12 protein-coding genes, 1 tRNA gene and 2 pseudogenes are annotated in these 11,111 nt (G+C 54.7%); 9 read left to right on the top strand and 6 right to left on the bottom strand.

All coding sequences use genetic code 11. From position 1 onward, the window contains the following. The first annotated feature begins 22 nt into the window (after nt 1–22). A complete protein-coding gene (locus CHN51_RS18370; protein ID WP_206169915.1) occupies nt 23–898 on the top strand; it encodes an alpha/beta hydrolase in 876 nt (291 codons plus the stop codon). Between the two features lie 16 nt (nt 899–914). Beyond that, nucleotides 915–1,976: an alpha/beta hydrolase gene (locus CHN51_RS18365; protein ID WP_206169914.1), complete on the top strand. Its 1,062-nt coding sequence runs from the start codon at nt 915–917 to the stop codon at nt 1,974–1,976. A gap of 144 nt (nt 1,977–2,120) precedes the next feature. On the opposite strand, the gene CHN51_RS18360 is transcribed toward CHN51_RS18365, so the two are convergent. Beyond that, nucleotides 2,121–2,909 (bottom strand): IclR family transcriptional regulator, encoded by a 789-nt coding sequence (locus tag CHN51_RS18360; RefSeq protein WP_276308610.1) that lies wholly within the window; start codon nt 2,907–2,909, stop codon nt 2,121–2,123. 74 nt (nt 2,910–2,983) lie between these two features. Here CHN51_RS18360 and CHN51_RS18355 point away from each other — a divergent pair, with 74 nt between their 5' ends. Genes CHN51_RS18355 through CHN51_RS18335 form a run of 5 tightly spaced genes read left to right on the top strand, consistent with a single transcriptional unit; the run spans nt 2,984 to nt 6,920 of the window. After that, nucleotides 2,984–3,769 carry a fumarylacetoacetate hydrolase family protein gene (locus CHN51_RS18355; RefSeq protein WP_100095309.1) on the top strand — a complete coding sequence of 262 codons (786 nt, stop codon included), beginning with the start codon at nt 2,984–2,986 and terminating at the stop codon, nt 3,767–3,769. Between the two features lie 2 nt (nt 3,770–3,771). After that, complete coding sequence (locus tag CHN51_RS18350) at nt 3,772–4,704, top strand: acetaldehyde dehydrogenase (acetylating) (RefSeq protein ID WP_276308620.1); 933 nt, start codon at nt 3,772–3,774, stop codon at nt 4,702–4,704. Further along, on the top strand, nt 4,701–5,723 hold the full coding sequence (gene dmpG / locus CHN51_RS18345) for a 4-hydroxy-2-oxovalerate aldolase (RefSeq protein WP_100095307.1): 1,023 nt from the start codon (nt 4,701–4,703) through the stop codon (nt 5,721–5,723). Before CHN51_RS18350 ends, dmpG begins: the two co-directional genes overlap by 4 nt. A 25-nt stretch (nt 5,724–5,748) precedes the next feature. After that, nucleotides 5,749–6,021: an oxidoreductase C-terminal domain-containing protein gene (locus CHN51_RS18340; protein ID WP_240616803.1), complete on the top strand. Its 273-nt coding sequence runs from the start codon at nt 5,749–5,751 to the stop codon at nt 6,019–6,021. 2 nt (nt 6,022–6,023) lie between these two features. Next, entirely contained in the window at nt 6,024–6,920 is an 897-nt protein-coding gene (locus tag CHN51_RS18335; RefSeq protein ID WP_100095305.1) for a LysR family transcriptional regulator, read from the top strand. A gap of 6 nt (nt 6,921–6,926) precedes the next feature. On the opposite strand, the pseudogene CHN51_RS20235 reads toward CHN51_RS18335, so the two are convergent. The 4 genes and pseudogenes from CHN51_RS20235 to CHN51_RS18315 form a co-directional block, all read right to left on the bottom strand. Continuing rightward, a pseudogene (locus CHN51_RS20235) lies at nt 6,927–7,110 on the bottom strand (type IV secretion system protein); the annotation flags it as partial. Beyond that, complete coding sequence (locus tag CHN51_RS18325; protein ID WP_123906362.1) at nt 7,053–7,445, bottom strand: ribonuclease H-like domain-containing protein; 393 nt, start codon at nt 7,443–7,445, stop codon at nt 7,053–7,055. The pseudogene CHN51_RS20235 and the gene CHN51_RS18325, both read right to left, overlap by 58 nt. Nucleotides 7,446–7,516: 71 nt before the next feature. Continuing rightward, nucleotides 7,517–8,575: pseudogene (locus tag CHN51_RS18320) on the bottom strand (IS5 family transposase). 21 nt (nt 8,576–8,596) lie between these two features. Beyond that, a complete protein-coding gene (locus tag CHN51_RS18315) occupies nt 8,597–9,490 on the bottom strand; it encodes a TM0106 family RecB-like putative nuclease (RefSeq protein WP_100095303.1) in 894 nt (297 codons plus the stop codon). A gap of 131 nt (nt 9,491–9,621) precedes the next feature. Here CHN51_RS18315 and tnpA point away from each other — a divergent pair, with 131 nt between their 5' ends. Continuing rightward, nucleotides 9,622–10,068 carry an IS200/IS605 family transposase gene (tnpA, locus tag CHN51_RS18310; protein ID WP_100095302.1) on the top strand — a complete coding sequence of 149 codons (447 nt, stop codon included), beginning with the start codon at nt 9,622–9,624 and terminating at the stop codon, nt 10,066–10,068. 419 nt (nt 10,069–10,487) lie between these two features. On the opposite strand, the gene CHN51_RS18305 is transcribed toward tnpA, so the two are convergent. Beyond that, a tRNA-Pro gene (locus tag CHN51_RS18305) sits at nt 10,488–10,564 on the bottom strand. 201 nt (nt 10,565–10,765) lie between these two features. Here CHN51_RS18305 and yajC point away from each other — a divergent pair. Beyond that, the gene (yajC, locus tag CHN51_RS18300) at nt 10,766–11,098 is read left to right on the top strand and encodes a preprotein translocase subunit YajC (protein ID WP_100095301.1); all 333 of its coding nucleotides are present in this window, start codon (nt 10,766–10,768) and stop codon (nt 11,096–11,098) included. Nucleotides 11,099–11,111: the final 13 nt, after the last annotated feature.

Here is an 11,111-nt window from a genome sequence, read left to right as displayed (position 1 = left end):
ACAATTCAAAGGAGTAACGTTCATGGCGAACGTCATAAGCAAGGTTAGTGACAATCCTGAAATATCACAATCGATCATGGCGGCTGGAATTCAGACCAATTACCATGATGATGGCGAAGGTTTCCCCGTGGTGTTCATTCACGGTTCGGGGCCGGGTGTTTCCGCTTGGGCAAACTGGCGATTGATTCTCCCGAAGATTACGACGCAAACACGGGCGATCGCGCTGGACATGGTGGGCTTTGGGTTCACCGAACGGCCCGAGAATTTTCAATACAATGTCGATGCATGGGTCGAACACCTATTGGGCTTTCTCGATGCTCTTGATCTGGACAAGGTCGATCTCGTGGGCAATTCATTTGGCGGGGCAATTTCGCTCGCTGCGGCGATACAGCACCCTGAACGGATCCGCCGCCTTGTGCTGATGGGGAGCGGCGGCATCAAGGGTCCGATAACACCTGGTCTTGATGATGTGTGGGGCTATACACCCTCGCTTGAAAACATGCGAAGCATGCTCGATATTTTCGCGTTTAGCCGTGAACTGGTAACTGATGAGCTTGCCCAAATCCGCTATGAAGCGAGTATTAGACCTGGCTTTCAGGAATCCTATAGTCAGATGTTTCCTGCTCCCCGCCAGCGCTGGTTTGACTCGCTGGCATGCACGGATGAGGATCTTTGCAATCTCCCTCATCAGACACTGATCGTGCACGGCCGCGAGGATCGCGTCGTACGTGTCGAGGATGCCTATCGGATGGAAAGCCTGATCCGACGAGCGCAACTACATGTGTTCGGAGAATGCGGGCACTGGACCCAGATCGAACATGCTGATCGTTTTGCTCTGTTGGTCGGCAATTTTCTTGCTGAAGCCGACTCAAGCGAACCGGCACCATTGTACCCTTAAACCGATTGGAAAGCTTGTGACGAATTTGGAAGACTTCGCATCGTATCACAAATTTGCAGATGTGCACGGCGTTCGCCTGCACTACGTTGAGATGGGCGAAGGGCCGTTGGTAATCCTGGTCCATGGCTTTCCGGAATTATGGTATTCGTGGCGCCATCAATTGCCGACGATCGCCAAGCAGGGGTTTCGGGTGGTCGCTATAGACCAGCGAGGATATGGATCCTCGTCGAAATTCGGACAAACCGATCAATACCGTCTCCGCTGCATGGTTGACGACCTTGTGGGATTGATTGAAGTATTGGGTGAGACATCGGCAACCCTCATCGGTCACGATTGGGGCGCGGCGGTTGCCTGGACGGCGGCTTGGCTCCATCCTAATGTAGTGGACGGGGTCGTGGGTATAGCACTTCCCTTCTCGGGCCGGGGACAGATTGCCTTACCCGGAAATCCGTTCGGCGAATTTCCTCCGAGCCAGATTGATCGGGTAATATCCGGGCCCGACAAGATATTTTACCAGGTACATTTTGGTGCGATGTCGACCATTTTCGACGAGATCGAATCTGACATTACTGGCTGGCTCAAAGGTATTACCTGGTCCGTTTCAGGAGAGGCGCTAGCGGCAGCTGGTTACGCGCCTGATGGTATCGATCCAGTCGAGTTCATACGTGCAAGTCCGATGTGTTTGCCTCCAGGCACAGAGATGCGCAGCCAATTCGTCCTACCCAAAACTATGCCGGAATGGTTTACTGAAGTAGATCTTACGGTATTCGTGGACGCGTTGCAGCGTAGTGGCTTTGCCGGGCCGCTTAGCTATTACCATAACATGGAACAGAACTGGCATGATCTGGAAGCTTACGTTGGCAAGCCGGTCCAAAGTCCGGCAATGTTCATTGGTGGCGAATATGATGTCTGCACTCATTGGGGAGCCGAAGCGATTGAGCAAGCACCTCAGCATATTCCGAACTGGCTCGGCAGCAAAATCGTGGCTGGTGCCGGACACTGGATCCAGCAGGAAAAACCCGTTGCGACAAATGCAATCATCGGAGAATTTCTGCGGGCGATCCACTCAAGTGAATAATGATGATCGCTGACAGAACGTGATAGCCCCTATTGCATTTGCATGTGGCTTGTTGTTCGCTGAGGCAGTTGTGACTGCGGCAGTCCAATGATGGTTAATCGATTCCGTGATGCACCCATTGCTGATACGACCTAAAGGATACGCCTATTTGCCGAACGTCTCCATTTCGATGCGGCGAGCGCAAGCGCGGAGCATCACCAGCAGTTCGGCGTCGGCGATCCGCGTCCTGGAACGGTCAGACTGCGAAACTGAAATTGCTGCGAGTACGCTGCCGTCTCCCTTGTGGATCGGAACAGCCAAACAGCGCAGACCGTCTGCTATCTCACCGTCGTCGAGCGCGTATCCCTGTTCCCGGATGCCTTCCATCTCCTGACGCAGAATTGCAGGATCGGTGATGGTTCGATCGGTCAACGCCACGAATGGACCAGCAGCAAGATATGCATCGCGCTCCGTATCGGGCAAATGTGCGAGCAATGCCTTGCCAATTCCCGAACAATAGGCCTCCATCTGCATGCCGACGCGCGTGAACAGATCCCCCGCGCCACGACCTGATTTGATGCGATAAGTCACCATATCGTTTTCCAGCGTACCTAATTGAACTACGCTTCGTACTCGCGTTGCCAGTTCATGCAGCGCCGATGCCGCTACATTGGCAACCACCTGCTTCTCATTCAAGCGGTGGAGCAATCCAAGCAACCGAGAGCCAGCCTGGTGTCGCCCCTTGCCAGAGGGGGTAAGATAGCCTTCGGAAACCAGCGTGGTAACCTGCCGATGGGCGGTTGCCAGTGGCATTCCAACCTTTCGCGCCAGCGCTGCGACACCACTGCATCCGCCATCGGCGATAACCGTGTCGAGCATCGCCAAGGCGCGCGTGACCGATTTAATTCGAGGTGTCCCATCTCTCACGATATGAGATAATAGCGATAATGGCATCTAGTGACAAGCGCGCAATGGTCCTATCGAAACTATCTAAGATATAGATTGCCCAAAAATGAGGATTGCTTGAAATGGCTGCTTCTACACATGATGATTTGGCTCGCCGGCTGCGTGATGCCTATACTGGCGGAGTAATCCCGCCGCTGCGCGATGGACTCGACCCCGTCAATGCCGATGGGGCATATGATGTGCAAACCATCAACACTAGGTTCTGGGAGGCTCAGGGGCGCCGCATCGTAGGCCGCAAGGCCGGCCTCACGGCCATGGCAGTTCAAGCGCAACTTGGTGTCGAGCAACCGGATTTTGGGGTGCTGTTCGATGATATGGCGGTGGCCGATGGTGGCAGGCTCGATCCTGCCCGCGCGATCCAGCCCAAGGCCGAGGCAGAAATCGCCTTCGTCCTGGGTGCAGATTTGCCTGATCCCGAAACAACATCGGAGCAGGTTGCCGCTGCTGTTGCGACAGTCCATGCCGCGATCGAAATTGTCGATAGCCGCATCGCCGACTGGAAAATCACCTTCGCCGATACTGTCGCAGACAATGGCTCATCAGCCTTCTTTGTGCTGTCGGATGACGGCAAGATGCTGCCGGGCCTCGATGTCTATTCTGCCGGGATGGTGATGGAAATAAACGGCGCGATCGCTTCAACCGGGGTTGGCGCGGCGGCGCTAGGCAACCCGCTCAATGCCGCCGCCTGGCTGGCAAGGACGCTGGCTGCCAGAGGCGAACCTTTAAGGACCGGTGACATTCTTCTGGCCGGGGCGCTTGGCCCGATGGTCGCACTAACTCCAGGTGATCATGTCCGCGCGATTGTCGGCGGGATCGGTGAAGCCAGCTTCACATATGAGAAGGTTTGAATATAATGACGAAGACCAAAGTAGCCATCGTCGGACCCGGCAACATCGGGTCAGACCTTATGATAAAGATCATGCGGCTTTCAAAAGTGTTAGAAATGGGCGCATTCGTGGGCATTGACCCGGAAAGCGACGGCCTCAAGCGGGCTGCACGCATGGGTGTACCGATCACGGCGGAAGGGATAGACGGCCTCGTGGCCATGCCCGAATTTTCCGACATCAAGATCGTGTTCGACGCCACATCGGCTGGTGCCCACAAGCACCATAACGAAGTGTTGCAGGCCCATGGGAAACGGGTTGTGGACCTCACCCCTGCGGCCATCGGTCCTTATGTAATTCCGCCCGTCAACGGCCAGACCGCGCTTGATGCGCCCAACGTCAATATGGTCACTTGCGGCGGACAGGCTACGATCCCGATTGTCGCAGCGGTGAACCGGGTTGCCAAGGTACATTATGGCGAGATTGTCGCGTCCATTGCATCGAAGAGCGCCGGCCCCGGCACCCGTGCCAACATCGACGAATTCACCGAGACTACCAGTCAAGCGATTATGGATGTCGGCGGCGCAACGCGCGGCAAGGCGATCATCATTCTCAACCCCGCCGAACCGCCGCTGATCATGCGCGATACTGTTTATTGTCTGTGCGAAGAAGCGGATCAGGAAGCCATCCGCCAGAGTGTGGAGGACATGGTTGCAGAAGTGCAGACCTATGTGCCGGGATATCGGCTGAAACAGGCGGTGCAATTTGAACATATAGGTTCCAACCGGCCCCTGCATATACCCGAGATGGACGGCGACTTCACCGGCTTGAAGGTCAGTGTGTTTCTCGAAGTCGAAGGAGCAGCGCATTACCTGCCCGCCTATGCCGGCAATCTCGACATTATGACCTCGGCTGCCATGAAAACCGCTGAGAAGATCGCAGAAAGGATTGCGGCATGAACTTCGACCCGACCAAGACCAATCTCTACATCCAGGACGTAACTCTGCGCGACGGGATGCACGCCATCCGCCACCAATATGATCTCGACCATGTGCAAGCGATCGCAAAGGCGCTCGACCGTGCGAAAGTGGATGCCATCGAAGTGGCCCACGGCGATGGATTACAGGGATCAAGCTTCAACTATGGCTTTGGCGCACATACCGATTGGGACTGGATTGGCGCTGTTGCCGACGTGCTGGAACACTCTGTTCTGACAACCCTGTTGTTGCCCGGTATTGGCACCGTTCACGACCTGAAGCACGCCTATGAACTGGGTGTCCGTTCCGTGCGCATTGCAACGCATTGTACCGAGGCGGATGTGTCGAAGCAACATATCGAGGCTGCTCGTAACCTTGGTATGGACGTGTCCGGGTTTCTAATGATGAGCCATATGACCAGCCCGGATGCACTCGCCCAGCAGGCACTGCTGATGGAAAGTTATGGCGCCCATTGCGTCTATGTCACCGACAGCGGCGGCGCGCTAAATATGGATGAATATGCAGCACGGTGTCAGGCCTATGACCGGGTTCTGAAACCCGAAACCCAGCGGGGCGTTCACGCCCACCACAATCTCAGCCTGGGTGTCGCCAACAGCATTGTCGCGGTACAAAATGGTGCAATAAGGGTTGATGCAAGTCTAGCGGGCATGGGCGCGGGCGCGGGTAACGCCCCGCTTGAAGTCTTTATTGCCGCCGCTGACCGGATGGGATGGAACCACGGCTGCGATCTCTATGCATTGATGGATGCCGCCGAAGAACTGGTTCGCCCTTTGCAGGACCGCCCGGTGCGGGTCGACCGCGAAACACTGACGCTGGGTTATGCCGGGGTCTACAGCTCCTTCCTTCGTCACGCCGAGAAGGCGGCCAATGATTATGGTGTAGATACACGCACGATCCTTGCCGAAGTGGGCCGCCGAAAGATGGTCGGCGGTCAGGAAGACATGATCGTGGATATTGCGCTGGATTTATCGAAAAACTAGGCGACTGGCGCGTTTAAGGACACATGTGACGATACAACTTGATGCCTTGGTGGTTGGCGCAGGCCATCTTGCTGCGGGTCACCGTGTGGCTGTCGCGCGAAGTCGGTATGCAGATCGAGGCTTCTCAGTCATTTACCAGCGAGTGGGCAGCGTCATCACGCTCGACTGCGTGAATTCGACAAAGAACTATATCCAGGGTCGAAAACTCCTAAATGCTGAAATTGGCGATCAGTTGGAACTGGTTTCGCAGGACCTGAAATCGATCGGATCCTTGGTTAAGCAGCAGATCACTGTCTGAGCATGGGTATCGAAATCCGCCAATTGCGTTATGCGGTCCTAGCTGCTGACACACAGAGCTTTTCACGAGCGGCCGCTGCCCTCAACGTAAAGCAATCAACTCTTAGTCGCAAGGTGACACAACTTGAGGTGCGCTTGGGTGTAAAGCTCTTTGAACGCACAACTCGCGGCGCGCAGCCGACCGAGAATGGCAGAGCGTTCATCGAGCAGGCGCGCCGCATTGTGACCGATGTCGACAACCTGAGGACTACGGCTGCAGCAGTCAGCTACGGCGAGCAGGGTCGCATTGCGGTGGGCTACAGTTCATCTTTGCTAACCGGAAAACTCAAACTCGCCTTTTCGGACTATCTGACACAATTTCCCGATGTTCAATTCGACGGCGTTGAGGCTAGATCTGAGAAGCTGCGGGCCTGTTTGCAGTCGCGCAGCATCGATGTTGCTATCTCCCCTGCTGACCTGATCGAAAATGGAATCGCAGTGCGACCATTATGGTCAGAGCGCCTGCTGATTGCTTTGAATACCGGGCACCCGCTGTTGAAAAAGGAACGCATCCATTGGAGCGATTTGCGCCGTGAAGTCTTCGTTGTGCCATCCAGTGGTATCGGCCCAGTCATTGCCAACATGCTGGCAGCGCGGTTGACCGAGCAGGGTTACCGTCCAAATATCATTGTGCAGGATACGAGCCTCGAAAGCGTAATCAGCATGGTCTCGGCGGGACGTTTCATTGCAATCACTACTGAGGCCTCTCAAGGTATCACATGGCCAGACCTCACTTTCCGGGAGATATTTAGTCAAGGCATGCCTGCACGTCTGGAATTCGCGCTCTTCTGGTGCAAGGACAACGAGAATCCCGCACTCAGGCGGTTTTTCGAACTAATCGAGGAACGTTACGCGGCCTGAGGAACCTAAGGTCGTGAGCTCGAACTTGACCAGCGTAACGAACAGCTTGGATCGAAAGGATGAAGAAGACGATGATGACGATTGTCCAGGCCAGCAGCAGAATGATGATCTGCAAGAAATTCTCGAAGAAGCTCACATAGCCGAGCAGGTCGGACATAGATTCCAGCAGCGGATAATCAATGCCTGAGCGGCAGCTTCCGCTTCTGCTCGTTCTTCGCTTTTACCTTCTTTGTCAGCCGTAGCAGGACCGAAGGGACGCCAAGGCAGGTCTTTGTTGCGAATTCCAATAAGCCAATCACGCAGTGCTTCGGTATTTTCGCAGTCTACTTTGTTGTAATCAAGAATGCCGTCAAGCGTCGCTGCATCGCCAGTCATTTTCCAGCTCTTATATTCCACGATCGATTGATCGGCTTTGGTCACGTCACCTTCACGGGCGTCCGCAAAGAAAACCTCCATCGTTTTAAGGCGATCTCGAACAATGGCGATTTCGGGCTGAAGTAGCGATTTGGTTCCCGCACTGGCCAAGAAGCCCGATTATTTGCGGGACGCGCCGGCCCGTTTTGGTGTGGTTCAGGCCTTCTGTCGGGTCTCTGGCCTCATTTGGCGACGGCTGCCGCCCTTTCCAGCACCACCAGACGGCGCATGTTATAGGCTAGGTTCTGCATCCCGATCTTCACCGCGGCCCGGACGATGCCGATGGTGCGGACGAACTTTCCGCCCATGCTGTTGTGCTGGTTGCCAAACACATGCTCGACCCATGCACGGACTTTTGAGCGGGTCTTGTTGGCGGCTTCCTGACGCGGCGTGCGCGGTTTTCCTCGGCTGCCGCGCCGGTGGATATGGCTCTTCATCGCGCGCTCGGCGAGCATCTCCTCACTCTCTTTGCTGCGATAAGCGCTATCGGCCCACACGCCGCTGGCGGTGTTATCAGGGTCAAGCACATCCTCCAATTTCTGGCTGTCATGCACCGAGGCCGTGCTGACCGCGTAGCGCCGCACCAACTTGTGCCGACGGTCGATGTTGATGTGATTCTTGTAGCCGAAGTGCGACTTCCCATGCTTCTTCGTCCAGCGCGCATCCTTGTCATTCTGGCGGTTCTTGGCGGGGTGTGCCTCCCAGTCTGCTGGCGTTCCCCCGGCTTTGACCGTCATATTATCATCGCGCGTGTTGCGCTGGCGCGGGGCCGGAACGATGGTCGCATCGATGATCTGACCGCCCATCGCAAGATAGCCCTTTGCTTTGAGGTAGCTGTCAAACTGATTGAACAGCCCCTCAACCGCCCCGGCTTTGCCGAGCGCTTCCCGATATAGCCACAGCGTTTTGGCATCTGGCACCGCATCTTCCAGTCCCAGCCCGACGAACCGCATGAACGACAGCCGGTCGCGCAACTGATATTCCATCGCGTCGTCCGACAGATTTTAGAGCGCCTGAAGCACCAATGCCTTGAAGATCAGCACCTCATCCCAAGGCATGCGGCCCGCCAAACTCTTACGGTCAGCGTCTGCCCGCCGCAGCCCGCCCTTCACCAGAGCTGTCTTCAGCTTGACCCGGAACAGCTAAAAGGGAACCGCCGACAATATCGCCACCAAAGGATCAGACTTCGCGTCCAGCCCCTCATAGCGATGCTCCAAATCAAAAAATCCCCGCTGGCTCATGATCCAAATTCCCCCGTTGCGTCAGAATCCTTGAATCGGATTTTGATCGGTCTGGGAAGGACTATCTTTCGAGGTGGCCTTAAGTGACAAAATTGGTTCTGATGTCCTGACTGCCTGCCGCAATACATCATAAAGGTCGACGAAGCGGCGTTGGCGCAGCAATCCATCCAGTTCCTCCTCGCGGCTGGCATGAAGGGTAGAAAGTCGGCGCAGCGAGGTAATTTTATAGGGGGCATAATGATAGACGTGAGCGCCCAGATTAGATCGCAGATGATTCGGCATCCAGTCCAGCGTGTCTTCAAATGCGAGGCGTTCCGCAGAATGGTCATGCCCCCATCGAAAACGAAAATCAGGTTTGCCGCCATCGCTGTAATGGACACCCCAAAGATAATCGAGCCCGCCTTCTTCTAAAGGATCCCCTTCCAGATCGAAGACCAGGTCAGCGGGGTGTGGTTCTGGCAACATTGCAAAACCACGACTTTCTTCCTGCGGTAAAGGCTCAACCACCGGTTTGCCTCCATCCTTGCGCGCTTGTTGCAAGCGGGCTTGTGCAAGAAATTTGGTAAATGTTACTGGGGCCATGTGCGGTATGCGCGTGTCATCAGAGGCTGCAGCCAAGTCAGCGGCGGTTTCGATTCCTGCTTCGCGTAGTTTTTGAGCTTGTAGTTTCCCAAGTCCGCAAATCTGCGACAGATGGTCATTTTCCTCCCATAATTTCGAGCAATGATCTCTCCATGGACATAAAGTGCATTCTGCGCATGGCTCAGGCACCGTTCCAGTCGCACCGTTGCCAACAAATAATAAATACCGATTGATTGCGACCGTAAGCGTCTTGTCAAAATCCACCATGCGGAAAGACTCACGGCGGCCATCTCCCAATCGGACATGTCCGCGACGCTGCTGCTCGCCCTGCACTTTAGTGTCTCTTCTAGGGGAGCAAACCCACCGGCTTTGAGCCGGTAAGAGGCTTTAGCCGTTTAGCCTGTATCCTCGGAGAAAAAGAGAACCCGAAGGGGTGCATCTCTTTTTCTCCGAGGATACAGGCTATGGCATATACACGAGGCAGTCACACAATTTTTCACCATCGCTATCATATAGTATGGGTGCCGAAATATCGGTTCAAAGTGTTGCACGGTGCGGTGCGTATGCGGGTCCGCGATATTGTCCGGCAGGTTTGCGATGAAATGGACGTGAGGATCATCAAGGGTCTGCTTTCGCACGATCACGTTCACATGTTTGTCGAAATACCAGCCAAGATCGCTGTCAGCGCCTTCGTGCAAAAGGCCAAAGGGCGCTCGTCACGTCGCATTCAGCAGGAGTTCGAACATATCCGCAAACGCTATTGGGGCCAGCGCTTCTGGGCTCGCGGCTATTTTTGCACGACCAGCGGTAACATCACTGACGATGTGATAATGCGCTACCTCGAATATCACACCAATCCCCTTGAAATGGCTTCAGCCTCTCCATCCGAACCTACCGGCGCAAGCCGGTAGTCGTTCAGATATCATTCGCGCATACCGAAAGTTGTTGGCGCTAGCTGAAGCGATTGGCAAAACAGCTGGTAATAAATTTGCCCAGTAATTCACCATTGCGATTATCGATGATTTTCAAAACCCGGCCAACATCGCCATGTTTCAAGCGCAGTTCACCGTTCTAATTACCGTTCTAAAACTGATTTCTAGAACGGTAATTCTCACTAACTATATGAAAACTATGGTGAGCCCTGCTGGGTTCGAACCAGCGACCTACTGATTAAAAGTTAAAATGGTTTGGCTACGATAATTCCCAAAACTGATCGTGCCTTGATGCCGTCGCAATCGCCCGGTGGAATCGTTTAAGAAATTTCCCCGTACTAAACCCCGTACTAATAACCCAATTCGGCTGGATAGTTCCTGCTAAGTCATTGAAAAACTGGTCGGGACGAGAGGATTCGAACCTCCGACCCCCACACCCCCAGTGTGATGCGCTACCAGGCTGCGCTACGTCCCGACCGAGGCTGGGCATATATGGTGGTCGGGGAAGCTTGGCAAGTCGTTTGCGTCATGTTCGCAACCTTTCCTGAATACGGATTTCGTTGCACCTGTGACAAGCGCGTGATAGGCGCGCGCAACATCTGGGTCGGCTGTTTCGGGGCTTGAAACAAGAGCCCGGGCAGCACACATAAAAAATTGCAACAATCGGGACGAGTTCATGACATCAATCACTATATTATCTGCAGCAGCTGGTGCCGGCGGGGCCGGAGGCTTTCTGATTTCGGTAATGCCGCTGGTGCTTATTTTTGCGGTTTTCTATTTTCTGCTCATTCGTCCGCAGCAAAAGAAGATGAAAGAGCATCAGGCAAAGGTCGGCGCGGTCAAGAAGAATGACGAAGTCGTGACCGGCGGCGGACTGGTCGGCAAGGCGGTCAAGGTTGACGATGAATATGTCGAAGTCGAAATCGCCAATGGCGTCCGTGTCAAGGCGATCAAGGCGACGTTGACCGATGTCATGCCACGCGGCGGTGCCAAACCCGCGAACGACTGATCGCGGTGATATA

This window comes from Sphingorhabdus sp. YGSMI21 (genome assembly GCF_002776575.1).
In the GTDB taxonomy this organism is placed as follows: domain Bacteria; phylum Pseudomonadota; class Alphaproteobacteria; order Sphingomonadales; family Sphingomonadaceae; genus Parasphingorhabdus.
Note: the sequence above shows the minus strand (reverse complement) of the source record. Positions and strands in the feature narration are given on the sequence as shown.

Excerpts from the sequence above, each read along its gene's own strand:
- dmpG (WP_100095307.1), top strand. The coding sequence starts at position 4,701 with ATGAACTTCGACCCGACCAAGACCAATCTCTACATCCAGGACGTAACT.
- yajC (WP_100095301.1), top strand. The coding sequence starts at position 10,766 with ATGACATCAATCACTATATTATCTGCAGCAGCTGGTGCCGGCGGGGCC.
- CHN51_RS18335 (WP_100095305.1), top strand. The coding sequence starts at position 6,024 with ATGGGTATCGAAATCCGCCAATTGCGTTATGCGGTCCTAGCTGCTGAC.
- tnpA (WP_100095302.1), top strand. The coding sequence starts at position 9,622 with ATGGCATATACACGAGGCAGTCACACAATTTTTCACCATCGCTATCAT.
- CHN51_RS18355 (WP_100095309.1), top strand. The coding sequence starts at position 2,984 with ATGGCTGCTTCTACACATGATGATTTGGCTCGCCGGCTGCGTGATGCC.
- CHN51_RS18370 (WP_206169915.1), top strand. The coding sequence starts at position 23 with ATGGCGAACGTCATAAGCAAGGTTAGTGACAATCCTGAAATATCACAA.
- CHN51_RS18360 (WP_276308610.1), bottom strand. The coding sequence starts at position 2,909 with ATGCCATTATCGCTATTATCTCATATCGTGAGAGATGGGACACCTCGA.